This window comes from Streptomyces yerevanensis (assembly GCF_000716805.1).
GTDB lineage: Bacteria > Actinomycetota > Actinomycetes > Streptomycetales > Streptomycetaceae > Streptomyces > Streptomyces flaveus.
Map to the genome: position 1 here is coordinate 95,392 of NZ_JNWJ01000021.1, position 25,575 is coordinate 120,966.

General features: G+C 70.3%; 28 protein-coding genes. 18 read left to right on the forward strand and 10 right to left on the reverse strand.

Translation table 11 applies throughout. The annotated features are described in order from the left end of the window. Positions 1-68: 68 nt before the first annotated feature. The 4 genes from OP79_RS22450 to OP79_RS22465 all read left to right on the forward strand — a co-directional run bounded on the left by OP79_RS22450 (position 69) and on the right by OP79_RS22465 (position 1,802). Positions 69-368, forward strand: a complete 300-nt coding sequence (locus OP79_RS22450; protein WP_033322468.1) for a hypothetical protein — start codon at positions 69-71, stop codon at positions 366-368. Continuing rightward, the gene (locus OP79_RS22455; RefSeq protein ID WP_033322193.1) at positions 365-835 is read left to right on the forward strand and encodes a hypothetical protein; all 471 of its coding nucleotides are present in this window, start codon (positions 365-367) and stop codon (positions 833-835) included. Before OP79_RS22450 ends, OP79_RS22455 begins: the two co-directional genes overlap by 4 nt. A 192-nt stretch (positions 836-1,027) precedes the next feature. Next, entirely contained in the window at positions 1,028-1,300 is a 273-nt protein-coding gene (locus OP79_RS22460; protein ID WP_051744819.1) for a PIN domain-containing protein, read from the forward strand. Between the two features lie 211 nt (positions 1,301-1,511). Beyond that, positions 1,512-1,802, forward strand: a complete 291-nt coding sequence (locus tag OP79_RS22465; RefSeq protein ID WP_033322197.1) for a DUF3303 family protein — start codon at positions 1,512-1,514, stop codon at positions 1,800-1,802. A 3-nt stretch (positions 1,803-1,805) separates the two neighbouring features. Here the strand turns inward: OP79_RS22465 and OP79_RS22470 are convergent, their stop codons facing one another. From OP79_RS22470 to OP79_RS55330, 4 genes are all read right to left on the reverse strand, one after another. Beyond that, entirely contained in the window at positions 1,806-2,456 is a 651-nt protein-coding gene (locus OP79_RS22470) for a hypothetical protein (protein ID WP_033322200.1), read from the reverse strand. A 214-nt stretch (positions 2,457-2,670) separates the two neighbouring features. Further along, complete coding sequence (locus OP79_RS22475; RefSeq protein ID WP_033322202.1) at positions 2,671-3,399, reverse strand: GntR family transcriptional regulator; 729 nt, start codon at positions 3,397-3,399, stop codon at positions 2,671-2,673. Positions 3,400-3,549: 150 nt separating this feature from the next. Further along, entirely contained in the window at positions 3,550-4,908 is a 1,359-nt protein-coding gene (locus OP79_RS22480; protein WP_033322204.1) for an aspartate aminotransferase family protein, read from the reverse strand. Positions 4,909-5,023: 115 nt separating this feature from the next. After that, positions 5,024-5,572 (reverse strand): hypothetical protein, encoded by a 549-nt coding sequence (locus tag OP79_RS55330; RefSeq protein ID WP_157857348.1) that lies wholly within the window; start codon positions 5,570-5,572, stop codon positions 5,024-5,026. Positions 5,573-5,746: 174 nt separating this feature from the next. Here OP79_RS55330 and OP79_RS22490 point away from each other — a divergent pair, with 174 nt between their 5' ends. Next, positions 5,747-6,433 carry a response regulator transcription factor gene (locus OP79_RS22490; protein WP_033322208.1) on the forward strand — a complete coding sequence of 229 codons (687 nt, stop codon included), beginning with the start codon at positions 5,747-5,749 and terminating at the stop codon, positions 6,431-6,433. Further along, entirely contained in the window at positions 6,433-7,722 is a 1,290-nt protein-coding gene (locus OP79_RS22495; protein ID WP_033322210.1) for a sensor histidine kinase, read from the forward strand. Before OP79_RS22490 ends, OP79_RS22495 begins: the two co-directional genes overlap by 1 nt. Here the strand turns inward: OP79_RS22495 and OP79_RS22500 are convergent. Together OP79_RS22500 and OP79_RS22505 are read right to left on the reverse strand one after the other, a co-directional pair. Continuing rightward, complete coding sequence (locus OP79_RS22500) at positions 7,719-8,510, reverse strand: VTC domain-containing protein (protein WP_033322213.1); 792 nt, start codon at positions 8,508-8,510, stop codon at positions 7,719-7,721. The genes OP79_RS22495 and OP79_RS22500 overlap by 4 nt on opposite strands. Then, complete coding sequence (locus tag OP79_RS22505) at positions 8,507-9,190, reverse strand: DUF4956 domain-containing protein (protein ID WP_078491945.1); 684 nt, start codon at positions 9,188-9,190, stop codon at positions 8,507-8,509. Before OP79_RS22505 ends, OP79_RS22500 begins: the two co-directional genes overlap by 4 nt. A gap of 132 nt (positions 9,191-9,322) precedes the next feature. Here OP79_RS22505 and OP79_RS22510 point away from each other — a divergent pair, with 132 nt between their 5' ends. The 5 genes from OP79_RS22510 to OP79_RS22530 all read left to right on the forward strand — a co-directional run bounded on the left by OP79_RS22510 (position 9,323) and on the right by OP79_RS22530 (position 15,699). Then, positions 9,323-9,937, forward strand: coding sequence for a type 1 glutamine amidotransferase family protein (locus OP79_RS22510; RefSeq protein ID WP_033322216.1), 615 nt, complete (start codon positions 9,323-9,325; stop codon positions 9,935-9,937). Beyond that, on the forward strand, positions 9,934-10,401 hold the full coding sequence (locus OP79_RS22515; RefSeq protein ID WP_033322219.1) for a MarR family winged helix-turn-helix transcriptional regulator: 468 nt from the start codon (positions 9,934-9,936) through the stop codon (positions 10,399-10,401). The genes OP79_RS22510 and OP79_RS22515 overlap by 4 nt, the downstream gene beginning before the upstream one ends. A 79-nt stretch (positions 10,402-10,480) precedes the next feature. Further along, positions 10,481-12,469, forward strand: a complete 1,989-nt coding sequence (locus OP79_RS22520; RefSeq protein WP_033322221.1) for a protein kinase domain-containing protein — start codon at positions 10,481-10,483, stop codon at positions 12,467-12,469. 138 nt (positions 12,470-12,607) lie between these two features. Next, positions 12,608-14,173, forward strand: coding sequence for a PstS family phosphate ABC transporter substrate-binding protein (locus OP79_RS22525; protein WP_245685410.1), 1,566 nt, complete (start codon positions 12,608-12,610; stop codon positions 14,171-14,173). A 125-nt stretch (positions 14,174-14,298) separates the two neighbouring features. Further along, complete coding sequence (locus OP79_RS22530) at positions 14,299-15,699, forward strand: M20/M25/M40 family metallo-hydrolase (RefSeq protein WP_033322225.1); 1,401 nt, start codon at positions 14,299-14,301, stop codon at positions 15,697-15,699. A gap of 132 nt (positions 15,700-15,831) precedes the next feature. On the opposite strand, the gene OP79_RS22535 is transcribed toward OP79_RS22530, so the two are convergent. Further along, complete coding sequence (locus OP79_RS22535; RefSeq protein WP_033322228.1) at positions 15,832-16,659, reverse strand: SLATT domain-containing protein; 828 nt, start codon at positions 16,657-16,659, stop codon at positions 15,832-15,834. A 288-nt stretch (positions 16,660-16,947) separates the two neighbouring features. Here OP79_RS22535 and OP79_RS22540 point away from each other — a divergent pair, with 288 nt between their 5' ends. The 4 genes from OP79_RS22540 to OP79_RS49805 all read left to right on the forward strand — a co-directional run bounded on the left by OP79_RS22540 (position 16,948) and on the right by OP79_RS49805 (position 18,921). Continuing rightward, complete coding sequence (locus OP79_RS22540; RefSeq protein ID WP_033322471.1) at positions 16,948-17,289, forward strand: YbaB/EbfC family nucleoid-associated protein; 342 nt, start codon at positions 16,948-16,950, stop codon at positions 17,287-17,289. A gap of 111 nt (positions 17,290-17,400) precedes the next feature. Beyond that, positions 17,401-18,000 carry a recombination mediator RecR gene (gene recR, locus OP79_RS22545; protein WP_033322230.1) on the forward strand — a complete coding sequence of 200 codons (600 nt, stop codon included), beginning with the start codon at positions 17,401-17,403 and terminating at the stop codon, positions 17,998-18,000. Between the two features lie 92 nt (positions 18,001-18,092). Further along, positions 18,093-18,752, forward strand: coding sequence for a DUF5063 domain-containing protein (locus OP79_RS22550; protein WP_033322233.1), 660 nt, complete (start codon positions 18,093-18,095; stop codon positions 18,750-18,752). Between the two features lie 4 nt (positions 18,753-18,756). Next, positions 18,757-18,921: a hypothetical protein gene (locus OP79_RS49805; protein WP_245685411.1), complete on the forward strand. Its 165-nt coding sequence runs from the start codon at positions 18,757-18,759 to the stop codon at positions 18,919-18,921. Positions 18,922-19,262: 341 nt separating this feature from the next. On the opposite strand, the gene OP79_RS22560 is transcribed toward OP79_RS49805, so the two are convergent. Further along, on the reverse strand, positions 19,263-19,994 hold the full coding sequence (locus tag OP79_RS22560) for a sulfite exporter TauE/SafE family protein (protein ID WP_033322236.1): 732 nt from the start codon (positions 19,992-19,994) through the stop codon (positions 19,263-19,265). Between the two features lie 245 nt (positions 19,995-20,239). Here OP79_RS22560 and OP79_RS22565 point away from each other — a divergent pair, with 245 nt between their 5' ends. Further along, the gene (locus tag OP79_RS22565) at positions 20,240-20,740 is read left to right on the forward strand and encodes an SgcJ/EcaC family oxidoreductase (RefSeq protein ID WP_033322239.1); all 501 of its coding nucleotides are present in this window, start codon (positions 20,240-20,242) and stop codon (positions 20,738-20,740) included. Here OP79_RS22565 and OP79_RS22570 read toward each other — a convergent pair. Both OP79_RS22570 and OP79_RS22575 read right to left on the reverse strand, forming a co-directional pair. Next, complete coding sequence (locus OP79_RS22570) at positions 20,706-22,103, reverse strand: sensor histidine kinase (RefSeq protein ID WP_033322242.1); 1,398 nt, start codon at positions 22,101-22,103, stop codon at positions 20,706-20,708. The two genes, OP79_RS22565 and OP79_RS22570, sit on opposite strands and share 35 nt — an antisense overlap. Beyond that, positions 22,100-22,819, reverse strand: a complete 720-nt coding sequence (locus OP79_RS22575; protein WP_033322244.1) for a response regulator transcription factor — start codon at positions 22,817-22,819, stop codon at positions 22,100-22,102. The genes OP79_RS22570 and OP79_RS22575 overlap by 4 nt, the downstream gene beginning before the upstream one ends. Before the next feature lie 237 nt (positions 22,820-23,056). On the opposite strand from OP79_RS22575, the gene OP79_RS22580 reads away from it, so the two are divergent. Both OP79_RS22580 and OP79_RS22585 read left to right on the forward strand, forming a co-directional pair. Then, entirely contained in the window at positions 23,057-24,331 is a 1,275-nt protein-coding gene (locus tag OP79_RS22580; RefSeq protein ID WP_033322246.1) for an aspartate kinase, read from the forward strand. After that, a complete protein-coding gene (locus tag OP79_RS22585) occupies positions 24,331-25,428 on the forward strand; it encodes an aspartate-semialdehyde dehydrogenase (protein WP_033322248.1) in 1,098 nt (365 codons plus the stop codon). Before OP79_RS22580 ends, OP79_RS22585 begins: the two co-directional genes overlap by 1 nt. Positions 25,429-25,575: the final 147 nt, after the last annotated feature.

A 25,575-nucleotide genomic window follows, 5' to 3' on the forward strand; every position in this document is an offset into this window, starting at 1 on the left:
GTAGCCACCTCGTCCCCGGTGCAGGCGTGGGCTCCCAGCTGCGTAACACTCGGTATTACGGTATTGGCATGGCGATTGTACGTTTCTCGATCAGCATGCCGGCCGAGGTGCGCGACCGGATAAAGGAGCACGCCGCAGACGCCGGACTCGACGTTTCCACGTTCCTGGCGATCGCCGCCCAGGCGCAGATGGACCAGCAGGATCGGGTCAGGGAGATCTTCGAGCCCTTCCAGAAGGCGCGCACGGAGGCCGAGGAGCAAGCCGGTACGGGTGTCTGGGCAGGTGACGACATCGAGCCGACAGAGGGAGAGCAGGCGGAGGTCGACGCGATTCTCGGCCCTGCACCGCACGGCGAGGCCGCCGCGTGAGCGTGGTCGTGTACGACGCAGGCATGCTGATGGCGCTGGTCGGTCAGGACCGCCGGGCGCACATCCTGCACAAGGGGTTCGTCACGGCCGGCGGACACCAGCCGATCGTCCCTGGTCCCGCCCTGTCGCAGGCATGGCAGACAAGCCCGAAGACGGCCTACGCCTGGAAGCGTCTCCTTGCCGATGTCTTCGTGTACCCCGTTGACAGGGTCCGGTACGCCGACGGTCTTCCGCCGCGCTGTCTCCCCTGTGCGGGAGGAGTGAATATCGAGGGCTGGAAGACACTCGGCGACATGATCGGGTCTGCTGCACTACCGCCGAAGAAGCGCCCTGATCCGGTGGACGCCCTGGCCGTCTTCATCGCGGCCAGTCACGGCGGAGGCAGCGTTCTCACCTCCGACCGCGACGACATCGATGCGTACGCCGCCACACTGCCCGGCGGCAACGTCTCGGCCGTGGCCGTTTGACGTAGGTCCTCATGGCCGTGCGAATCCAGGCAACTCTCCCTCAGGGGACGCCGCCTCACACCTCTCCGCTCCCCGTCCTCCGCTCCCCGTCCCGCAGCATGGACCCCCATGCGGTTGACCGTGACACAGGGGAGGCGTGAGGCATGGCTGCCGGAGCGGACAGGGAAACCGGCGAGCAGGCCGAGGCGGCACGTGTACGTTCCCGCACTCTGCCTGGCCGCCGCCGACGGTATGCGCAAGGGGCCGGCGGAGCACATCGGGGCCCTGTCCGCGGCCGAGATCGTCGAGTTGGACTTCGCGGGCGCGTTGCTGCGTGACGGTGTGGAGTGGCGTCTCGGCCACGCGGTCCACCTGTCCCGCCCGACACCGGACTGGCCGGACGGCCGGCACGTGGTGACCGCGGACCCTGCCCCGTACGCGGATATGCCTCTCGTATACGCCATCAGGCTGCCGTGGCAACGGTGACCTGGGCCGGGTGAGCGAGCCCGGCCTACCGGTGTGCCCCGCACTCGACCGCGGGGCACACCGGTAGGCCCGAGGTTCTCGGCCTCAGGCGCCCGCCCGGCTGAGCCCTCGGGTGCCCACGGGATCGACATGCCCCGTCTTCGACCTCGGCACATACTGGGTAAAAGGCCAGAAATTGACCGTCTCGAACGCCTGACGAGAGGTGAGAGCGATGCGCGTCATGCTCAAGGCGACCCTGGACACCGAGAAGTCGAGTGAGGCCATCCGGGAGGGCAAGCTGGCGGAGTTGATCAAGTCGACCATGGACACCATCAAGCCGGAGGCCGCCTACTTCATGCCCGATGAAGGGCAGCGCTCCTGCGTGTTCGTCTTCGACATGCAGGACAGCTCGGACCTGCCGTCCCTCGCCGAGCCTTTCTTCCTCCAGCTCGGCGCCAAGGTCGAAGTGAGCCCGGTCATGAACCTCGACGACCTGCAGAAGGGACTGTCGCAGCTGGGGTGACCCTCAGCTGAAGATGATCATCGAGCCCTGGGCCAGGCTCCGCGTCGCCGCCGCGTGCAGGCCCAGCCACACATGCCGCTCGCGGGCGAAGGGGCTCGCGTCGAAGGGGGCGGGGGCGGCCGGTTCCTCCAACGACGTGGGGGCCATGGGGGGTTCCGGAGGCAGGGGCGGGTTCGCGGGGTCGATGCCGATCGTCGGGGCCACGAACTCCAGCTCGCGCAGCAGGGTCTGGGAGGAGCCCAAGGGGCCGCCGCCCGCGAGGAGTTCGTCGTTCGAGAGCGGGTGCGGGAAGTCGACCGGTACGTACGCGCCCGCGTGGTCGTAGTGCCAGACCAGGTGCGACTGCTGGGCCGTCGCCTCGAAGATCTCCAGCAACTGCTCGTAGTCGCCGACCAGGTCGTCGACCGGGGTCACCGCGAGGCCGCGCACCTGCAGCAGGTACGCGCGGCGAAGGAAGTGCAGCGCGTCGTAGTCGAAGCCCGCGACCGGGGCCACGTCGCCGGAGAGCCCCGGCATGTACTGGTACACCGGCACCGGTGGGAGTCCGGCCTCGCTCAGGGCCTTGTCGTAGAGCGCCAGTTCCTCGGCGAAGGGGTTGTCGGGGGTGTGGCACAGCACGTCGACGAGTGGGACCAGCCACAGGTCACAGGCCAACAGAGAACTCCTCGGGTAGCACGGTGGTCAAGGAAGCGTAATGGGTGACAAGCGCGGTCCGCCCCTGTCGTGCGGAACCCGCCGGCCCGTTGTACGGATCCGGCCCGCCCGACGTACGGATCCCGCCGCCCCCTGTCGTGCAGATCCCCTACCCACCCCCCGTTACCCACACCCCGCCGACCCACGTCCCCTGACGCCCGGCAAGCGACCGCGGTCATCCCGCCGCGATCCGTTCGATGAGGGCGAGGGAGTGCGCGTTGTACTCGGTGACGATCGCGTGCGCGGCCTCGGCGTCGCGGCGCACGAGGGCGTCGACGAGCGCGGTGTGCTCGGCCCAGAGGCAGCCGCGCAGATCGACCGTACGCAGGTACTGGACCGCGCACACCCAGGACTGGACGCGCAGGCGGTGCAGGAAGTCGGAGAGGTAGGGGTTGCCGAAGAGATTGCTGAGCTCGCGCCAGAAGCGCAGGTCGTAGCCGATCAGTATGTTCAGGTCACCGGCGACGGCGGCACGCTCGGCCTCCTCGCCGCGGCGGCGCACTCCGGCGAGAACGGCGGCGGTGCGCGGGTCGCCGGCGCGTGCGTCCAAGGCGGCGCGGGCGGCCCGGCTGATGTCGGACTTCTCGTCCAGGTACCGGTGGAAGAGTCCGTCCGTGACCAGGCCGCGGGCCTCGATCATGCCCCGGTAGTCGGCCGGCGAGTACTCGTGCACGCGGAAACCGCGGTGCTGGTCCGCGTCCAGCAGACCCTGCGCCGACAGATCGACCAGGGCCTCGCGGACGGGGGTCGCGGAGACGCCGTACTGCTCGGCTATCTCCTTCACCGTGAACTCCTGGCCCGGCTGGAGGCGCCCGGCCAGCACCTCGTCACGCAGCGCGTCCGCGATCTGCTGCCGCAGCGTGCTGCGCGTCACGGAGCCATTGCCACCGCCGGTGCCGGGCATGGTTCTTGGTCCTCCCCCGATCGGGCCAGTACGCGCTCATGTCTACGAACATGTCTACGAGCACGTCACCTTACGCGTTCAGGTTCGGGTGCGATGGGGGGCGCATCAGGACATACGGCGCCCCCCATGGCCGTATGCCTCCACCGCGTACTACACGGTGTGTTCGTCCGCGACCGACAGCGCCTCGTCCAGCGCGGCCAGGCCCTCCTTCGCCTCGGCTTCCGTGATGGTGCACGGGGGGACGACGTGGGTGCGGTTCATGTTGATGAAGGGCCACAGGCCGTGCTTCCTGGCGGCGGCACCGAAGGCGGCCATGGGGGCGTTCGTCTCGCCCGACGCGTTGTAGGGGACGAGAGGTTCGCGGGTCTCCTTGTTCCGTACGAGTTCCAGGGCCCAGAAGACGCCGGTGCCGCGCACCTCGCCGACGCTGGGGTGACGGGCGGCGAGCTCGCGCAGAGTGGGGCCGAGGACACTCTCGCCGATGCGTGCGGCCTGCTCGACGATGCCTTCCTCCTCCATGACGTTGATCGTGGCGACGGCGGCGGCGCAGGCCAGCGGGTGCCCGGAGTAGGTGAGCCCGCCGGGGTAGGGCCTGCGGGCGAAGGTCTCCGCGACGGCTTCGGAGATCGCGACGCCGCCGAGGGGTACGTAACCGGAGTTCACGCCCTTCGCGAAGGTCATCAGGTCCGGTACGACGCCGAAGTGGTCGGCGGCGAACCACTCGCCGGTGCGGCCGAAGCCGGCCATGACCTCGTCGAGGACGAAGACGATGCCGTACTCGTCGCAGAGCGCGCGGACGCCTTCCAGGTAGCCGGGCGGGGGGATCATGATCCCGGCCGTACCGGGGATGGTCTCGAGGATGATCGCGGCGATGGTGGCCGGGCCCTCGAAGGCGATGGTGTCGGCGAGGTGCGTCAGGGCGCGCTCGCATTCCTGCGCCTCGGTCTCGGCGTGGAAGGGGGAGCGGTAGAGGTAGGGCGCCCAGAAGTGGACGACTCCGGCGGACGCGGTGTCGTTGGGCCAGCGGCGGGGGTCGCCGGTGAGGTTGATCGCGGTGGCCGTGGCGCCGTGGTACGAGCGGTAGGCGGACAGCACCTTCGGGCGGCCGGTGTGCAGGCGGGCCATGCGGGTGGCGTTCTCCACGGCTTCGGCGCCGCCGTTGGTGAAGAAGATCTTGTCGAGGTCGCCGGGGGTTTTACGGGCGATGAGCCGGGCGGCTTCCGAGCGGGCCTCGACGGCGAAGGCGGGTGCGAAGGTGGTGAGGGTGGCGGCCTGCTCCTGGATGGCGGCGACGATCTTCGGGTGCTGATAGCCGACGTTCGCGAAGACGAGCCCGCTGGTGAAGTCCAGGTACCGCTTGCCGTCGTAGTCCCAGAAGTACGAACCCTCGGCGCCGGCGACGGCGAGCGGGTCGATGAGTTCCTGCGCGGACCAGGAGTGGAAGACGTGGGCACGGTCCGCGGCCTTGACTGCGGCACCGGCCTGGGGGTGGCTGGGCTGAGGGGTCATGCGGGTGAGCGTAGGTATCCGGGGGGTGGGCGCGATATCGGCGTTCTGCCTGCGCTACGGGGCCGATCGCGACAGAGTGTCGGGTTCGCCGCGTGCACTCTCGAGGCGTGGGCCGTCAGTCGTCGGTGTCGGCCACGCGCTGGGCCCTGGGCCCGTCGGCCCTGCAGGTGATCTCGTACGTGAGGTCGTCCGCGTCGTCGGCGGTCGGCTCCGCCTCCAGGCGGGCCACCGGGGCGGGCCCTCGCTCTACGTCCTCGTCGAACTGGTACCCGTCGGCCGGGCTCCAGGAGACGAGGAACACGCTCCCGTCGGCGCGGCACTCGGCGGTGGCGCTGCCGCCGGCGAAGTGCACCGTGTCCCTCCGGGATGTGCGGGTGGGGTCGGTGCTGGGGGAACCCGATGGTGTGGCGGAACCTGGGGATTTCGGGGCTGTCCCGGCCGGGGACGTCCCTGAATCGGATCCGGAATTCGACGGACCCGACGGACCCGATGAACCAGGTGAACGCGGCGTGCCCGGCCCCGGCGTGGCTTCCGCGAGCGCGCGCCGCACGGCCGCGTCGTCCAGTGCCCGTCCGTGCGCGCCGCCGTCCCCGTCGGCGTTCGCGAGCTGCCATGCGCCGAGTCCGCCCGCGCCCGTGCCGACGGCGACCCATACCGCGGTCACGACCGCGCTCCGCCACCTCATGAGAAGAACCGCCTCAGAAGAACCACCTCGGAACCACCTCGCGGGAAGAGCTTCGCGCACCTTTTCCTAAGGCCCGGTTAAAACGCGTACAAGGAGAGGTCCTACCCCCGCCCGCGGCCACCCCCACCCCAACTCCCTGACTACGGTGGCCGCATGGCCCATCTGCTCGTGGTGGAGGACGATCCGGCGCTGCGCGGCGCCCTGGTGCGCGCCCTGCGGGACAAGGGCCATGCCGTCGCGACGGCGCCCAGCGGTATGGCGGGGCTCGACGCGGCGGTGACCAGCCCGCCCGACCTGATCGTGCTGGATCTGGGGCTGCCGGACGTGGACGGCGGCCAGGTGCTGAGGATGCTGCGGGCCGTCAGCGACGTACCGGTGATCGTGGCGACGGCACGCGACGAGGAGCCGGAGATGGTCGCGCTCCTGGAGAGCGGCGCGGACGACTACATCGTGAAGCCGTTCGGCGCGGCGCAGCTGGACGCCCGGATCAAGGCGGTGCTGCGACGCCTGGGCCCGCCCGAGGCGGAGGAACCGCTACGGGTGGGCGGCCTCACCGTCGACCCGATGTCCCGCGAGGTCACTCTCGACGGCCACTCCCTGGACCTGACGCCCCGCGAGTTCGACCTTCTCGCCCACCTGGCCCGCCGCCCGGGCCAGGTGGTGTCCCGCCGCGAACTCCTCGCCGAGGTCTGGCAACAGCCGCTGGGCGGCGCCGACAAGACGGTCGACGTCCACCTGTCCTGGCTGAGGAGGAAGCTGGGGGAAACGGCCCAGTCACCGCGCTACCTGCACACGGTACGAACGGTCGGCGTCAAGCTGATGGCGCCGGAGGCCGGCTAGTGCGGCGGCGGGTGCTCCTGCTCACCGGGGCCACCACCGCACTCGTGCTGGCCGCGCTGCTGGTGCCGCTCACCCTGCTCACCCGCAGCCACGCCGCGGACCGGGCCACCGCGGAGGCGACCGCGCGGGCGCAGTGGGTGGCGGCCGCCGCCGGACCCGAGCTCGTCGCGGGCGCGGGCGGCCGGGAGGGCGCCGAGCAGACCGTGCAGAGCGTGAACGGGCCGGGGCTGCCGAGCATTTCGCTGGTGCTGGCGGACGGTTCCGTCATCGGGGCGCCGGCCCGGGTGACGGACGCGGTGCGGCTCGCGCGGACCGGACGGGCGTTCACGTACGAGCCGCCGGACGGCGGGCGGGTCGTCCTCGTGCCGGTGCAGGGTGCCGCCGACGGTACGGCGGTGGCTCAAGTGGCCCTCACCAGAGGGCAGTTGTACGACGGGGTGTTCACGTCGTGGCTCGTCCTCGCGGGCATAGGCGTCGGCCTCGTCCTGCTGGGGCTGCTGCTCGCCGACCGGCTCGGCGCGCGCCTCGTCGGCGCGACCCGCTCCCTGGCCCGCACCGCGGACCGGCTGGCCGCCGGTGATCTGTCGGCCCGCGCAGAACCCGAGGGGCCGCCCGAACTTCGGCTGATCGCCAGCCAGTTGAACCGGCTCGCCGCCCGCATCGACGAACTCCTCACCGCGGAACGCGAGAACGCCGCCGACCTCGCCCACCGCCTCCGTACCCCCGTGGCCGCCCTCCGCCTGGACGCCGAGACCCTGCGCGACCCGGCCGAGGCCGAACGGATCGCCGCGGGTGTGGCCGCGCTGGAGCACAGCGTCGACGAGGTCATCCGCACGGCCCGGCGTCCCCTCCGGGAAGAGGCGCCCCGTGCCGACCTGGCCGCCGTCGCCCGCGAACGTGCCGCGTTCTGGCTGCCGCTGGCGGAGGACCAGGGGCGCCCGGTCGAGGTCGACACCCCTTCCGGGGCACTCCCGGTCACCGTCCCCGCCGACGAACTCGCCGCCGCCCTCGACGCGTTGATCGGCAACGTCCTCGACCACACGCCCCAGGGCACCCCCTTCCGCGTCAGGGCACGCGCCACCCCCGACGGGCCGGAACTCCTCGTCGCGGACGAGGGCCCCGGCTTCCCCGGCACCCACGCCACCGAACGCGGCAGCAGCGGCGCGGGCTCCACGGGCCTGGGCCTGGACATCGCCCGCCGCACGGCGGAGGAGCCGGGCGGCCGCTTCCGTACGGAGAACGCGCCCGGGGCGCGGGTGACACTGACGTTCCCCGCGGCCCAGAGCTAGCACTGCCCGAACACCGCCCGCACCCACCTCACCCACGCGTTCGCCCCCAGGTCGGGCCGCAGGGCCGCCAGCCCCGCGCTGTACTTCGTGAAGTCGGCCGGCCGCACCCCGTACCCGTGCAGGATGCGGTCCGCCGCCGTGAGATGGCCCCGGGTCTTCGTCTCGACGAGCACCAGCCCCTCGGCGGCGGCAGCCGTACGGCCCGTCGCCGGATCCCGGACGAGCAGTCCGGCGTCGCACGTCACCCGCTCCCCGTCGACGGCGAACGTCACACGCCGGTAGTCCGTCACCAGGGAGGGCACGAGACCGGACGGGGCCTGGATGCCGTACGACCGCCCGAGGACGTCGGTCAGGAACCGGCGCCGCACTCCGTCCAGAGGGTGATCACCCCCGTCCATCCGCTGCCGGTGCTTGACCGTCTCGCCGCGCCCGCTCTTGAGCTTGATCTCGAACTGCCGCTCCCCGCTGTCCTGGTAGACCCGCTCCCGGACCCGGAAGCGCAGCCGCCGACCCTGACGGTGATCGTGGAAGGTACGCAGTCCGGGGGTGTCGTAGTACGTGGAGCGGTACTGGAAGGAGCGCAGCCCGCCGATGGCCAGTACCCGGAACGGGCCTTCCGCGCGTCGCGGATCGGTCAGCCGTGCCGCGAAGTCCTCGAAGACGGCGACGGGGACGACGTAACTGTTGTCGTGGCGGGCGAGCAGCTCGGCGCGGGCGTTCAGCTCGGCCAGCGAGGCGGTGTGCGCGGCGAGCGCGGCCCGACCGACGGCACGCTCGGCGGCGCTCACCGCGCCGGTTCCGTGGCCGCGGGTACCCGCGCACCGTTCCGGACCGCCGCCGGCTCCCACGCGGATGCCCCGGCGGCCCCCGCCACTGTCGCCGACTCCGACACGGATCCCGTTCCCGGCTCCCGGTACCGCACGTCCACAACCATCAGGTCCCGCACGTAGTCGATTTCCCTGACTATCCATCCCAGCGGCTCGCCCAGCCGAAGCCGCAGGTCCTCGCGGAGCGCGCCCGCGTCGCGGTGCACCACGTCGAGCGTGACGACGGCCCGCCGCTCCCGTGCGTACAGCCGGGGATGGTCGGCGACGTACATGACGAGCAGCAGAACGACCGCGAGGCCCGCGGCGACCCCGAGGCCCAGGCCGGGCAGCCCGCACAGAAGGCCCAGGACCAGGGTCGTGAAGTAGTACGCGACCTCCTGGTGCTGCACCGCGTCCGATCGGAGCCGGACGATCGACAGCACCCCGAACAGCCCGAAACCGAGCGCGAGTCCGCCGTCGTTGCCCATCCTGCCGAGCGCGGCGACGACCGCGAACAGCGAGACGTTCAGTGCGAGGTACGCCGGCACCAGTTCCCGCCTGTGGTGCCGTGGGTGGAAGACGCCGAACGTCAGCAGCGTCACGGCGACGAGATCGAGGCCGAGGTGGGCGGCGATCAGTCCGAGATTCTCTGTGCTGTCCATGTCGAAGACGCTAGGGAACGAGGGGTTAAGCGGACCGCTCGCGCGGGTTAAGGAGCCCCAGCTCTTGACAGCCTGCTGCCTTTTTGACAGCATGCTGACATCGCATTGCGGTGCACACTAGGAGGAGCAGCCATGACCGGCACGACACCCCGCAAGCCCGTCCACCTCGCCGTCTACGACACCTTCGCCGACTGGGAGACCGGACACACGACCGCGTATCTCGCCCGTGCCGGGTACGAGATCCGGACCGTGGGACCCACCCTCGAAACGGTGACGACCATCGGCGGCCTGCGCATTCAGCCCGACCTCGCCCTCGACGGCGTACGTCCCGAGGACAGTTCGCTGCTGATCCTCACCGGTGCCGACCTCTGGGACACGAGTGACGACCTCGCGCCGTTCGCGCGCAAGGCGCGGGAGTTTCTCGACGCGGGCGTCTCCGTCGCCGCCATCTGCGGGGCGACGGCCGGGCTGGCCCGCGAGGGCCTGCTCGACGACCGGAGCCACACCAGCGCTGTCTCCTTCTACCTGGCCGCCACGGGCTACAAGGGCGGCGAGCGATACGTCGACGCCGACGCCGTGACCGACGGGAAGCTGATCACCGCCGGGCCCACCGAACCCGTCGCCCTCGCCCGCGAGGTGTTCCGGCTGCTCGGCGTGTACGAAGGCGAGGTGCTGGACGCCTGGTACCGGCTGTTCCACGACTCGGACCCGGAGGCGTACGCCGTCCTCGAGGCGGCCGGCCAGTGAGCCGAGAGCGTCAGGATCTGCTCAGCCGCAGCGCCCTCGATGTCTTCCGGCTCAACGGTCAACTCCTGTCCGTGGCAGAGGAGTTGGCCCGGCCCGCCGGACTGACCGCCGCCTGGTGGCAGGTCCTCGGAGCCGTACTCTCCGAGCCCCTCCCCGTCTCCGGGATCGCCCGCGCGATGGGCATCACCCGGCAGAGCGTGCAACGGATCGCCGACCTGCTCGTCGAGAAGGGCCTCGCCGAGTACGCGCCGAACCCCGCCCACCGCCGCGCCAAGCTGCTCACCCCGACCGAGGAGGGCCGCGCCGCCATCGCGAAGATCGACCCCGGCCACGCGGCCCTCGCCGACCGCCTCGCGGACGCCCTCGGCGAAGACGCGTTCGCCGAGACCGTACGCGTATTGGAACGCCTGTCGCAGGCACTCGACGAGGTCTCGTCGTCGGCGTCACCTGTTACGGGCTTGTAGATACCGCCCGACCCACCGCCCCGTACGGCCGCATTATCCTCACTCTGTTGCACACGCACGGGGGAAGGTGGCGCTGGCCATGGAGAAGCTGGGGCCAGGAGATCCGCAGAGGATCGGCGCGTACCGGCTGCTGGCGCGGCTGGGCGCCGGCGGTATGGGGAACGTGTATCTGGCGCGCTCCGACCGGGGCCGTACCGTCGCCGTGAAGCTGGTCCGGCAGGAGCTTGCCGAGCAGGAGGAGTTCCGGGCGCGGTTCCGGCAGGAGGTGCAGGCGGCACGGCGGGTCGGGGGGTACTGGACCGCGCCCGTGCTCGACGCGGACACGGAGGCCGCGATTCCGTGGGTGGCGACCGGTTATGTCGCCGGGCCGTCCCTTCAGACGGTCGTCGGGCACGACCATGGCGCGTTGCCCGAGCGTTCCGTACGCATCCTCGCGGCCGGACTGGCCCACGCCCTCAAGGACATTCACGCCGCCGGGATCATCCACCGCGACCTCAAGCCCTCGAACGTGCTCGTCACGATCGACGGCCCCCGCGTCATCGACTTCGGCATCGCACGCGCCCTGGAGACCGTGACCGACGGGGGACTGACACGTACCGGCGCGCTCGTCGGCTCGCCCGGGTTCATGGCCCCCGAGCAGGTGCGCGGCGACCGCATCACGCCCGCGTGCGACGTCTTCTGCCTGGGTTCCGTCCTCGCGTACGCGGCTACCGGCGACCTTCCCTTCGGTACGGCCAACAGCGGGGTGCACGCCCTGATGTTCCGCGTCGCGCAGGAGGAACCGGACCTGGAGCGGCTGCCGGAAGGCCTCGCCGATCTCGTACGGCTCTGTCTGCGCAAGGACCCGGCCGCCCGCCCGAGCCTGGACGACATCCTGCGACGTACCGGCGCGGAGGACACCGTCGCCGACGGCCGCAGCCGCGAACCCTGGCTGCCGAGCATGCTGGTGGCCCAACTGGGGCGCCATGCCGTGCAGTTGCTGGACACCGAGAATCCGGAGAGTCCGGAGGAGGGGGCTGCGGCCGCCGCGAGCGCCGAGAAGGCGGCAGGTACTGCGGGCCCTGCGGGCTCCGCGGAGGTGGCCGCCGCGGGCGGTGTGGAGGGTCCGGCCGCCGTGGACGTCGTCAAGCCCCACGCGCCCACCCCCGAACGCGCCCCCATCCCCGAAGCCGCCCCCGAACACGCCCCCGCCTCCGACGACTTGGCCCCGCCCCCGCCGGGCCCGCCGGGCAGCGCCCCGCTGGATCACCTGCCCACGATGGTCAACGGCCCGGGGCAGACGGCTCCGCCCACCCATCCGCCGGGCCCGGCCTACGGCTATCCGCAGCAGCACCCGCAGCCCGCCGGGTACGGCTACCCGCAGCAGCCCGGCACCTGGAGTCCGACTCCGGCGTACGCGCCCGAGCCGGGCTCGACTCCTCCGTACGGACCTCCGTACGGGCCCGGAGTCGGCACCCCGCAGCAACCACCCCACCGAAACGGCCGCTCCACCGCCTTCCTGATCGTGGTGGCCCTGGTCGTCGCGCTCGCCGCGGGAGGCTCGGTCTACGCGCTGATGAGCGGCGGCGGGGACAGCGACGGCGCGGGCGGCGACCCCACGGCGTCACCGACGACGAGCGCGTCCACGACCGCGGACCCGACCACCACCCAGGGCCCGGCCCAGGATCCGACCACCCAGCCACCGACGACCGCGGAGGAGAACCCCGCAGGCGGCACGATCCCCACCGCATACCTCGGCAGTTGGACGGCGGTCTTCGACACCGGCACCGGAAGCAACACCCGCCGGCTCACCATCCAGCAGGGCGAGGTGGGCGACATCGTGCTCTCGCTCACGGCGGACGGACCGGCCGACGGCGCTACGTACCACTGCGTGTTCCAGGCGGAACTGGCCGAGGCCCCGACCGCCGGCGGTCCGCTCCGCATCGGCCCCTCCACGGTCACCGTCGGCGAACCGGCCACCGCCTGCAGCCCCGGTGAGGCCACGGAACTGACCATCCTCCCGGACGGCCGCCTGCGCCGCGTGAACACGGCGGGCGGCGGCGAGCTGACCTACACCAGGACGCAATGACGTACAGCAAGGCGAGTTGACGTGCACAAAGCTGTGAAGTCGCTGAACTGCCGCTGAACTTCCGCTGTCGTGTCCGTAATGTCCCCGCCGAGGGCCGTACCTTGACCACGCAGTGTCATGCTCGGGGGAGTGGCTCACGTGCAGGATTGGCTGAGCGCGGAGAACGTCATCGCGCTGACGACGGCGGTCGTCGGTGTCGTGGCGTCCGCCGTGATGGTCTGGTACGAGCGCCGGGTGCCGCGCCGTAAGCGGATCGGCTACCGCGTGCAGATGGACAACCCCATAGGCCACGATGTGCGTTCGGGCCGCGCGAACGTACGGCTCGGGCTGTTCGACGAGGCGTCGGACATGTCGGATGCGACGCTGGTGCTGCTGCGCGTGGAGAACGACGGCTCGCAGAGCATCGCCGACAGCGACTACACCGGGCGTGAACGGCACGGTCTCACCGCGGTGTTCAGCGACCGCGTGATCCGAGGTGTGTCGGTCACGCAGCCCGTCGGCACCGACCACCTCATGGACCACTTCACCCCGGCCGCGGGTTTCGGCTATCAGGACGGCGTCCTGCGCATCCCCCGAGTCCCGCTCAACCGGGGCGAGCACTTCAAGCTGCTCGTGCTGCTGTCGGGCGGGGACGTCGGCTGCGGCATACGGCTCATCGGCGGCATCCGCGACGGCGAGGTGCATCCCAACAGCGCCGTTCTTCCGGACGACAAACCGCCGCTGTTCAGCCGCGCGGCCCGGCTGATCACCGTGCTGCTGACGCTCTGCGTGATCACCCTGGCCACGATCGTCGTCGCCCGGGACGACACTCCGCCGCCGATCGAATGCGAGACGGGCCGGCTGACGCTCACCGGGTCGACCGCGTTCAAGCCCGTGCTGGAGGGCCTGGCGCAGGAGTACGAGCAGGACTGCGAGGGCGCCGACATCGACGTGGACGCGCGCGGCAGCACGGCCGGGGTCAGTGAACTCGCCGCTCTGGGCGCCCGGTCGAAGGGTTCGCCCGCCGTCATCGCCTTCTCCGACGGCCCCAGGACCATCGACGATCCCCAACTGACCGCGAACCGGGTCGCGTTGTCCCTGTTCACCCTGGTCGTCAATGACGGCATCCGGCCGAGCGGGGGCCTGACCCTGGACGACGTACGCCGTATCTACCGCGGCGAGGTCACCCGCTGGCGGCAGCTCGACGCACGGCTCCCCGACATTTCTGTCGTCCTCGTCAGCCGGGACGCCGACTCCGGTACGCGGCAGATGTTCCAGCGGGAGGTGCTGGACAGCTGGGAGCGGGTGCCCAGCACCTCGCTGGACTGCGGCAGCAAGGACGACTCGTCCTATCCCGTCACACGCTGCGAGCTCGGCTCCACGGAACAGGTGCTGGACACGGTCGCCGCGACCGCCGGCGCCATCGGCTACAGCGAGCTCAGCCAGGCCACCGAACGGCGCGACCTGCGCCGACTCGCCATCGACGGTCACGAGGCCTCCGTCGAGGACCTGGAGAAGGGCCGGAACGCCTACCCGTACTACGGGCTCGAGTACGCCTACACCTACCGCCGCCCCTCCGCGAACTCCCTCACCGACAGCTTCCTCGCCTACGTCCGCCGGGGCACCGCCCAGAGCGTGATCCGCGGCCACGGGCACGTGCCGTGCGAGACGGTGACCGGGGCCAAGCTGTGCGACGAGAAGGCCAGGAGCGACGAGGCCGACTGATCGACTGGCAGGGGTCCCCGGGCGCCCTTGCCCCTGCCTGGCGCGTGCAGAACGATGGCAAGTCACGGTGTCGTTCCCCCACCCGTACACCCGTACACCCGTGCACCCGTGTTCCGGGAGGACCCATGCGCCCCAGCAGAAGAAACGTCCTGGCCGCGGCATCGGCCGCCGTAGCGGTCTCGGCCGACGCGGTCGCCGCGCAGGCCAAGGCCATGGAGCCCACAGGTACGCGTCCCCCCGCCACCGCTCAGCCCCCGTCCCGCGAACTCCGCGCCCTGTTGGGGGAGATCGACCCCGACCGCATCGAGGCGACCGTCCGCAAACTCGCCTCCTTCGGCACCCGGCACACCCTCTCCTCCCAGGACGACCCCGAACGCGGCATAGGCGCGGCCCGCGACTGGATCCTCGCGGAGATGAAGTCGTACGCGAAAGCCTCCGGCGGCCGGATGACGGCCGAACTCCAGTCGTACGTCCAGCAGCCGGCGAACCGTATCCCTACGGCCACCCGCATCACGAACGTCGTCGCGACCCTGCGCGGCTCGGTCACGCCGGACCGCATCTACGTGGTCTCCGGCCATTACGACTCCCGCTGCTCCGACCCCATGGACGCCACCTCGGACGCCCCGGGCGCGGACGACGACGCCTCGGGGGTGGCGGTCGCCATGGAACTGGCCCGCGTGATGGCTGGGCGCCGCCCGGCCGCGACGATCGTGTTCGCGGCGGTGGCGGGGGAGGAGCAGGGGCTGTACGGGGCCGCGCACATGGCGCAGCGGTTCCGGTCGGCCGACGCGGACGTCCAGGGCATGTTCACCAACGACATCGTGGGCAGCTCGACCGCGGACGACGGCACCAAGGACCCGTACACGATCCGTCTCTTCGCGGAGGGCGTCCCCTCCTCGGAAACCCCCGAACAGGCCGACACCCGCCGCTCCGTGGGCGGCGAGAACGACTCCGCCACCCGCCAGCTGGCCCGCTTCGTCAGGGACACGGCGGACAACTCCGCGACCGGCATGAACGTACGCGTCATCTACCGCCGCGACCGCTACCGCCGCGGCGGCGACCACATCCCGTTCCTCGAACGCGCCTATCCCGCCGCCCGCTTCACCGAACCGGCCGAGGACTACGCGCACCAGCACCAGGACGTACGGGTCGAGAACGGCAAGCAGTACGGGGACCTGCCGGAGTTCTGCGACTTCGCCTTCATCGCCCGCGTGGCGCGCGTGAACGCGGCCGCCCTCTGGAGCCTGGCCCAGGCCCCCGGCACACCGCGGGGTGCCAAGATCCTCACCGCCGCGCTGACGAACTCCACCGAGCTGACCTGGACGCGCGGCTCCGAGCCCGACCTCGCGGGCTACGAGGTGGTGTGGCGCGAGACCACGGAGCCCGACTGGACGCACGTGATCCGGGTCGGCGACGTGACGAAACACAAGGTGGACTTGTCGAAGGACAACGTGTTCTTCGGAGTGAGGGCGGTGAGCAGGGCGGGTTATCGAAGCCCGGTGGCGTTCCCGCAGCCGCAGACGTGACTACCTGAACTTTCCAGCCCGGGCCAGGCACAAGTCAGCCCGTCCGGCGCTTGAGGACGAGGCCGTTCAGGCCGATACGGGGGTCTGGGGGCGGAGCCCCCAGGGGAGGGTCGGCGGCTCCGCCGCCGGCCCTCATCGAGCCTCCGGCGGCCGCTGCCGCGGCATGTTCGGCCGCGCCCCCGGCACCAAAGGCAGCCGCCCCGGCGCCAACGGGTCCGGCCGCGAAGCCCCGGCCACGGACGACTGCAGACCCAGCGGAGCGGAACCCGTGCGGAACTCCACCATCCAGTCCGCGGTCTCCGCCCGCACCAGCTCCGTGACGTCCTCGGAGAACCGCCGCAACACCCCGAGGCACCGCTCGGCAGCATCCGCGGCCGTCCCCTCCGTAGGCCCGAGAACCTCCCGCACACACTCCGACGCCCAGTCGAACTGCAGCGCCTGAAGCCGCCGCTGCACGGCCTGAGCCGTGGCCACATCCCTTATCCACCCGGACGTGACCCCGAAGAAACGGTCCACCGCCACACAAGCGACCCCACCCAGGAGCGCCAGATAACCCCAGGGGGCCACACCACCCACCGCCCCCGTGAGATCGAGCACCGGAAACGCCGCTCCAGCCACCGCCCCCACAGCCGTACCGGCCCGAAGCACCCGCGCCCCCCGCCGCTTCCATCCCCGCCCGGCGAGATACCAGGAGACCGTGGCGAGCGCCCCCGCCTCCACCCACCGGTACAGCTCATGGAGCGATTCAGCCGGCTCCGCCCAGTCACTGAGCGGAAACGGCCGCCCCATCAGATCACGGGGTGCCGCCTCCCCGGCCCGCACCGGATCACCGGGCCGCACGCCGCCGCCATATCCGCCGCCCCCATATTCGCTCCCGTATCCGTCAGCTCGACCGTCCCCCCGCCCGTCACCCCGACCGTCCTGGGCCGACCCCTCGGGCTGCATCTCCGGCTGGCTCACCGACGCTCCCTCATCGTTACGTTGCGTGACGGTACCGTGGCGCAAGGGTGCCGCAAGCTGCTGAAGCGCCCCCACCCTTACTAACTCCCAATGGGTGGCGATGGCCCCGGTATCGGGGGTTTTACGCTCGGACGTGATCCTTGATCAGGTATAGGCAATCGCCCTGACTCACTCGAAAGAGTGCTGGAGCGATGCCGCTGTAGACCACGTAGGCTCATGCCCAGGCGGGAGACGCCCGCGCGGGCGGAGAACCCTGCCCGGACAGCCGTACGAAACCAGGAGCTGATCGTGATTCCCGGTGGTGGCCAGCCCAACATGCAGCAGCTGCTCCAGCAGGCCCAGAAGATGCAGCAGGACCTCGCGAACGCGCAGGAGGAGCTGGCGCGCACCGAGGTCGACGGCCAGGCGGGCGGCGGCCTGGTGAAGGCGACCGTGACGGGCTCCGGCGAGCTGCGCGCCCTCAAGATCGACCCGAAGGCCGTGGACCCCGAGGACACCGAGACCCTCGCCGACCTGATCGTCGCGGCGGTCCAGGCGGCCAACGAGAACGCGCAGGCGCTCCAGCAGGAGAAGCTCGGCCCGCTGGCACAGGGCCTGGGCGGCAGCGGCATCCCCGGCCTGCCGTTCTAAGTCAACCCGGCCGTCTCTTCTAAGAAGGCCGGACGACAACTACCGTACGTACCAAGAGAGCAAGCGCGACTACGGTACGTACCGAGAGAGCGTGAACAGGAAGGCAATCCGTTGTACGAAGGCGTGGTCCAGGACCTCATCGACGAACTGGGGCGGCTTCCCGGCGTCGGTCCCAAGAGCGCGCAGCGGATCGCCTTCCACATCCTGCAGGCGGAGCCGACGGACGTACGGCGTCTCGCGCAGACGCTCCTCGAAGTGAAGGCGAAGGTCCGCTTCTGCGCCACCTGCGGGAACGTCGCGCAGGAGGAGCTGTGCAACATCTGCCGCGACACGCGCCGCGACCTCTCGGTCATCTGCGTGGTGGAGGAGCCGAAGGATGTCGTGGCGATCGAGCGGACGCGGGAGTTCCGGGGCAAGTACCACGTCCTCGGCGGCGCGATCAGCCCGATCGAGGGCGTCGGCCCCGACGACCTGCGGATAAGGGAACTCCTGGCCCGCCTCGCGGACGGCACGGTGACCGAGCTGATCCTGGCCACGGACCCGAACCTGGAGGGCGAGGCGACGGCCACGTATCTCGCCCGCATGATCAAGCCCATGGGCCTCAGGGTCACCCGCCTGGCCAGCGGTCTGCCGGTCGGCGGTGACCTCGAGTACGCCGATGAGGTCACCCTGGGCCGGGCTTTCGAGGGGAGGCGGTTGCTCGATGTCTGAGACGAACGCCATCGAGACGGCCGCGCCTTCGCGAGAGGGCGGTTCCTGGATGTCTGAACGTGTTTTCGCTCATGAGGAAGGTCGACTTCTAGATGTCTGACGCCACGCTGCACGCGACCGCTCACGACCCGGGTGACTTCGCGGTCCAGATCGCGGACCAGATCGAGAGCTTCCTTGTCGCGGTCACCGAGGTTGCCAAGGGCGACGAACCGGACTCGGCCGTGCCCTTCCTGCTGCTCGAGGTCTCCCAGCTGATGCTGGCGGGCGGCCGTCTGGGCGCCCACGAGGACATCCTTCCCGAGGAGCGTTACGAGCCCGACCTCGGCCCCGAGCCGGACGTGGACGAACTCCGCGAGCGCCTGGCCGCCCTGCTCGACCCGATCGACGTCTACTCCGAGGTCTTCGACCCCTACGAGCACCGCAAGGGCCGGGTCCCCGCCCGTATCTCCGACGACCTGGCCGACGTCATCGCCGATCTCCGCCACGGCATGGCCCACTACCGCGCGGGTCGCACCACGGAGGCCCTGTGGTGGTGGCAGTTCTCGTACTTCTCCAACTGGGGCTCCACGGCCTCCGCCACCCTCCGAGCCCTCCAGTCCCTGGTCGCCCACGTACGCCTGAACCAGCCCCTGGAAGAACTCGACGGCCTCGACACCGACCAGGACTTCAACGAGGACGCTCTGGCGGAGGAGGCCGGCAAGGTCATGGCGGAGGAGCTGGCGGGGCCGCTGGGGTTGCGCGAGGTCAAATAACGCGATGAGCCGGTACAGCAGCTGGGCAGAGGTCAAGCGCCGGATGCGGGAGAACCGGCCCGACGTGTCCGACGCCGAATGGGAGTCCCGCAGGCAGGCGGCGCGCACGGCGACCGAGGCGTACGTCGTGGATCACCACCTGCGGGAGATCCGCGAGAAGCAGGGCTGACGCGGGCTCAGGTATGCCGGGGCGGCCGGGCTGACGGCTTGGCCACCTTCCGTCAGCCCGGAGTTGGTGATCACCGCCCGGCCGGGTCCGCCTTCGTTTCCGCAGTCCAGCCCGGAGCTTGAGCCCCGAGACCCGAGCTCTTCCACTGGGTTTTGGGTCTGGTGGGGATTAACTCAACCAACCAAGTTTGTACGTGAGTCGAGGGCGCGCAACTCATAAGAGTGACGTTCCGTGATCGACTTGCATCTGAACGTGTCGACCTCCCGGCGCCTGTGAACATCACCCTGGACACCGATCCGCTCAAGGAGTTCGTGGACTGAGGGAGACGAGGTGCAAAACCTCTACAGTCCCCAGAGCCCTTTCCCCAAAGTCGTGAGCCCCCCGCCCAACGCCAGCAGCAGCACCAACCCCCGGGCCCGTTTATCCGGCACCCGAGGGGCAAGCGCCCTCCCGATGGCGGCTCCGGCAGCCATGCCGGTCGCGGCCAACAGCCAGACGGGCGTGCTGAGTTGGGGCAACCCGTTCGCGGCGACGGAGAATGCGTTCACCAGCACTCCGTAGAAGAACGCGTTCGGGACGAACTCCCGTACCGGCCAGCCCGCGTTGACCGCGTACAGGGAGACCGGCGGTCCCCCGACGCCTGCCGCCGAGTTCATGAACCCGCCCAGTGCTCCCGCGGTCACCGCGCCGCCGGCCCCGCGCAGGGCGGTCACCCGGGCGCCGCGCATGACCAGCAGCACGGCCACTGTCACCAGCGCTCCCATGAAGGCGAGCAGGACGGGCTCGGGCAGTCGCCGGGCCACCCATGTCCCGGCCGGTACGGTGCACGCGGCCGCGGCGCACAGCGGCACCATTGCCCGCGGCCGCACGTACCGCCGCCCGCCCGCGAGCCCGACGAGACAGATGGCCCCGGCGGCGCAGTTCGCGAGGACGACGCCTTCGCTCGGCCCCAGCAGGAGGACGAGCGCGGGTACGGCGACCAGTGCGAAGCCCATGCCGGTCAGCCACTGCACGGAGGAACCGAGCAGGATGATGCCGCCCAGCAGCAGGTTCCCCGCCCATCCACCCGTCACAGCTCAGACCCACCACCCGTCACTGCTCAGATTCCCCGTCACAGTGCGGAATCCTCCCTCATGAGGCCTCGGAACGAGCCCCCGGGAAGGCGTGATCAAAGCGTCACCCTCCGTCTTTGGACGGACCTTGTCCCACCCCTGTACGTCCGCTGCATGGGCCCTAACCGGTGCAACGCGAGTCTGGAGTCACTCCCGCCGCAGAGGAAGCGAAGGGAGGAACCCACCACGACCGCACTGGAGTTGCGATGACCCGCAAGACCCGCATACGCGCCGCCCTCGTCACCGCTTCCGTCCTTGTCGCCACCGGCACTGTGGCCGTCGGTGTCAGTGCGGCCGGCCCCGACGCCGCACCGAAGAAGGCCCCCAAGGCGGAGATCACCGCCCTCTTCGACGGCTGGAACAAGGCCCTGGCGACCGGCGACGCGGAGACGGTGGCGGACCTCTACGCGGACGACGCCGTTCTCCTGCCGACCGTGTCCAACAAGGTCCGCAGCGACCGCGCCGGAATCGTCGACTACTTCGAGCACTTCCTGCAGAACAAGCCGGTCGGCACGAAGGTCCAGACGATCGTCAAGGTCCTCGACTCGAACTCCGCCATCGACACCGGCGTGTACGAGTTCGCGCTCACCGACCACGAGACCGGCGAGAAGCGTGTCGTCGAGGCCCGCTACACGTACGAGTACGAGAAGCGGGACGGCGAGTGGAAGATCGTCAACCACCACTCCTCTGCGATGCCCGAAGGCTGATCGCCACGCACAGCCCGCTCCCGGGCGCGTCCTGCAGTTCAACGGTTCCGCCGTCGTCCGTCACCAACTGCCTGACGACGGCGAGGCCGAGGCCCGAGCCGGAGCGCCCGGTGAGGCCCTGACCGCGCCAGAAGCGGTCGAAGGCGCGGGACTTCTCGGCCTCGGACATACCGGGGCCCTGGTCCATCACCTTCAGCACCACCTGATCGCCCTTGGACTCCGCGTGGACGGTGATGGTCGCGCCGTCCGGTGAGACCTCCAGGGCGTTGGAGAGCACGTTGTCCAGGACCTGGTCCAGATGACCGGGACTGGCCAACACAAGAAGCCGGCCGTCGGCACTCCCCCTGAGCGCGATCGACACTCCGCGCTCGTCGGCGGCCGGCCGCCACACCGCCAGCCGCTCCTCCAGTACGTCACCCAGCGGCAGCGGTTCGGCGGCGGTCACCTTGGCCTCGGCCCGTGCCAGCACCAGCAGGTCGTTGACCAGGCGGCTCATCCGGACCACCTCCGCCGTCGCCTGCTCCACGTCTTCCTTGACGAACTCGTCGTCCACCCCGTCGGCGATGTTGTCCAGCGACAGGCGCAGCGCCGTGAGAGGTGTACGGAGCTGGTGGGAGGCGTCGGCCACGAAGATCCGCTGCGCGGACATGAGGGTGTCGAGGCGTTCGGCGCCCTGGTTGAGCGTGCGCGCGAGGGTCTGTGTCTCCTGGGGGCCCGTCACGGGGGAACGGGCCGTCAGGTCACCGTCGCTGAACTTGCTCGCCATGTCGTTGAGTTCGCGCAGCGGACGGGTCAGCCGGCGGGCCACCACGGCACCGATCACGGCGGCCACGGCCAGCACGAGCACGGCGAGGATCGCCCGGAAGCCCCAGATGCTCCACAGCCGGCCGGTGAGCGCGCTGGTCGAGTACTCGATCCGTACGGCACCGACGACGGGGCCCTTGTCGCTGTCCGCATCCGGATCCGCGGGATCCGCGTGGGCGGGAACGGTGACCACCAGGTGCGGACCCCAGATGAACGTGGAGCCCCAGTCGGACGTGGGTTCGCCTTCGTTCAGGGCCTTTGCCAGGGCCGCGTCCTGGTCCGGCTGGGGCAGCTTCCCCGCGCAGGGCTCCTCCTCGGAGAGGACCTGGACATCGTCGGGCGTCTCACCGCTGTACGCCGTGGCCATCTCCTCCAACGCCTGGCACGAGGCTGCGTCGCCGTTGCCCAACAGGAGCGCCATGGTCCTGGCCTCCCGCTCGACGGACTCCTTGGTGTCCTCCCGCAACTGGTCGGTGAGCGTGAAGGCCACCGGCACCGTGAACAGGGCGATGGCGACCGCGACGAGCAGGACGTAACTGCGGATGAGCTGACTGATCATGAGGCGCTGCCGGCACCCTGGTCACGGGAGTCGGCCGCACCCTCGTTCACGATGAGTCGGAACCCGACACCCCGTACCGCCTCGATCGTGACCGCGCCCGCCAGCTTCCGCCGCAGCGCCGCCACATGAACGTCCAGCGTCTTGGTGGGCCCGAACCAGTTCGCGTCCCAGACCGCCTCCATGATCTGCTCGCGCGACATCAGCGCACCCGGCTCCTGGGTGAGGAACGAGAGCAGGTCGTACTCCTTGGGCGCGAGGGAGACTTCCTCGTCGTCCAGTCGTACGCGGGCGGCCTTGCGGTCGATGGTCAGGCGCGGCCCGTACCGGTCGGGGCCGACCTCCGTCGTCGCCCCGGCGGCGCGCGGCTGTGCCCGCCGCATCACCGCACGCACGCGCGCGATGACCTCTCGTACGCCGAAGGGCTTGGAGACGTAGTCGTCGGCGCCGAGCTCGAGGCCGACCACCCGGTCCGTCTCGTCGCTCCGTGCGCTGATCACGATGATCGGGACGTCACCGCGCTGCCGCAGGGCCTTGCAGACGTCGAGGCCGTCGGTGTCGGGCAGGCCGAGGTCGAGGAGGACGACGTCGTACGCGCCTTCGTAGGCCAGGGCCGCTCCACCTGTGGAGACCCATTCCACTTCGAAGCCGTATCGCGTCATCCCGCGCCGTAGCGACTGGGCGATCGGCTCGTCGTCTTCCACCAGGAGTACGCGCACAAGCGGAACCTTAGTGCTTGAAATTTAAGGCTCGACGGCAGGTGTGACGCGGCGCACTTTTCCGAGTGGGCGGCGGCTCATGGGGCAGATGCCGTGCTGGAGCGGCCGGAGCGCCGGGGTGATCACGTCGTGGGCGGGACATCTCACGATGCGATAACGCCCGGGTGGAATTCGGCCGCTCGTTAGACTGAGCCGACCGCAGTGTGCGGTACGAGACCAAATGAGCGAGGAGCGCACGTGGGCCTTGTCGTGCAGAAGTACGGAGGCTCCTCCGTAGCGGATGCCGAAGGCATCAAGCGAGTCGCCAAGCGGATCGTCGACGCCAAGAAGAACGGCCACCAGGTGGTCGTCGTGGTGTCGGCGATGGGTGACACGACGGATGAGTTGATCGATCTCGCCGAGCAGGTATCCCCGATCCCTGCCGGACGAGAGTTCGACATGTTGCTGACCGCCGGAGAGCGGATCTCCATGGCCCTGCTGGCGATGGCGATCAAAAACCTGGGCCACGAGGCCCAGAGCTTCACCGGCAGTCAGGCAGGCGTGATCACCGACTCGGTCCACAACAAAGCGCGGATCATCGATGTCACGCCGGGCCGGATCCGGACGTCGGTCGACGAGGGCAACATCGCCATCGTCGCCGGGTTCCAGGGCGTCAGCCAGGACAAGAAGGACATCACCACCCTCGGCCGTGGCGGATCGGACACCACGGCGGTCGCGTTGGCCGCGGCTCTGCACGCCGACGTCTGCGAGATCTACACCGACGTCGACGGTGTGTTCACCGCCGACCCGCGGGTGGTGAAGAAGGCCCGGAAGATCGACTGGATCTCTTCCGAGGACATGCTGGAGCTCGCCGCCTCCGGTTCCAAGGTGCTGCTGCACCGCTGTGTCGAGTACGCACGCCGTTACAACATCCCGATCCACGTCCGTTCGTCCTTCTCGGGACTGCGGGGCACCTGGGTCAGCAACGAGAATCCGCAAGGGGACACTCAGGTGGAGCACGCCATCATCTCCGGAGTCGCCCACGACGTCTCCGAAGCAAAGATCACGGTCGTCGGCGTCCCGGACAAGCCGGGCGAGGCCGCGGTGATCTTCCGCGCCATCGCGGACGCCGAGATCAACATCGACATGATCGTGCAGAACGTGTCCGCGGCCTCCACGGGCCTCACCGACATCTCCTTCACGCTCCCCAAGGCCGAGGGCCACAAGGCCATGAACGCCCTGGAGAAGGCGAAGAGCGCGATCGGCTTCGAATCGCTGCGCTACGACGACCAGATCGGCAAGATCTCCCTGGTCGGAGCGGGCATGAAGACCAACCCGGGCGTCACCGCCTCCTTCTTCCAGGCGCTGTCCGACGCGGGCGTCAACATCGAGCTGATCTCGACCTCCGAGATCCGCATCTCGGTGGTGACCCGCCAGGACGACGTCAACGAAGCCGTCCGCGCCGTGCACACCGCCTTCGGTCTCGACTCCGACAGCGACGAAGCCGTCGTTTACGGAGGCACCGGCCGCTGATGACCGCGGATGCGGGGCGGGCAGGCAAGCCGACGCTCGCGGTTGTGGGAGCGACCGGTGCTGTCGGCACGGTCATGCTCCAGATTCTGTCCCAGCGCGCGGACATCTGGGGCGAGATCCGTCTGATCGCCTCGCCGCGCTCGGCCGGCCGCAAGCTGGCCCTGCGCGGCGAGGAGGTCGAGGTCGTGGCGCTGACGGAGGACGCCTTCGACGGTGTGGACGTCGCCATGTTCGACGTACCGGACGAGGTGGCCGAGCGCTGGGCGCCCATCGCCGCCGCCAAGGGCGCGGTCGTGGTCGACAACTCCGGCGCCTTCCGGATGGACCCGGATGTGCCGCTGGTGGTCCCGGAGGTCAATCCGCACGCCGCCCGACTGAGGCCGCGCGGCATCATCTCCAACCCCAACTGCACGACGCTGTCCATGATCGTGGCCCTCGGCGCACTGCACGCCGAGTTCGGGCTGCGGGAGCTGGTGGCGTCCTCGTACCAGGCGGTGAGCGGCGCCGGACGCCGGGGCGTCGACACCTTGCGGCAGCAGCTCTCGCTCGTCGCGGGTACGGAGCTGGGGACGACCCCCGGCGACGTACGCCGCGTCGTGGGGGACAACACCGGGCCGTTCCCGGAGCCGGTGGCGCTCAATGTGGTGCCGTGGGCCGGGACCGCGCGGGAGGACGGGTGGTCCTCGGAGGAGATGAAGGTGCGGGAGGAGTCCCGCAAGATCCTCGGGCTGCCGGATCTGCGCGTCGCCGTCACCTGCGTACGCGTGCCCGTCGTCACCACGCACTCGATGACCGTCCACGCCTGCTTCGAGCGCGAGGTCACCGTGGACCAGGCCCGTGAGATCCTCGCCACAGCGCCCGGGGTGGTGCTGTTCGACGATCCGGCCGCGGGGGAGTTCCCGACACCGGTCGACGTGGTGGGCACGGATCCCACCTGGGTGGGGCGCGTACGGCGGGCGCTCGACGATCCGACGGCCCTTGAACTCTTCGTTTGCGGCGACAACTTGAGAAAGGGCTCCGCCCTGAACACGGCGCAGATCGCGGAGCTGGTGGCGGGGGAGTTGCGCGGGGTCTCGCGTGGGGCGTCGGCCCGGTAGCCGGTCAGTGGTTGGCCCGGAGTCGGTAATCGTGTGGTTCTGAGTTGAAACGTTTGTAGAATCTGTGTGAGTTTGAGGGCTCGGCCGTTGGTCCGGACCACTTGGATCGGAGCCTTGGGCGTCCGAAGATTTTTCTCCCCGTTCTCT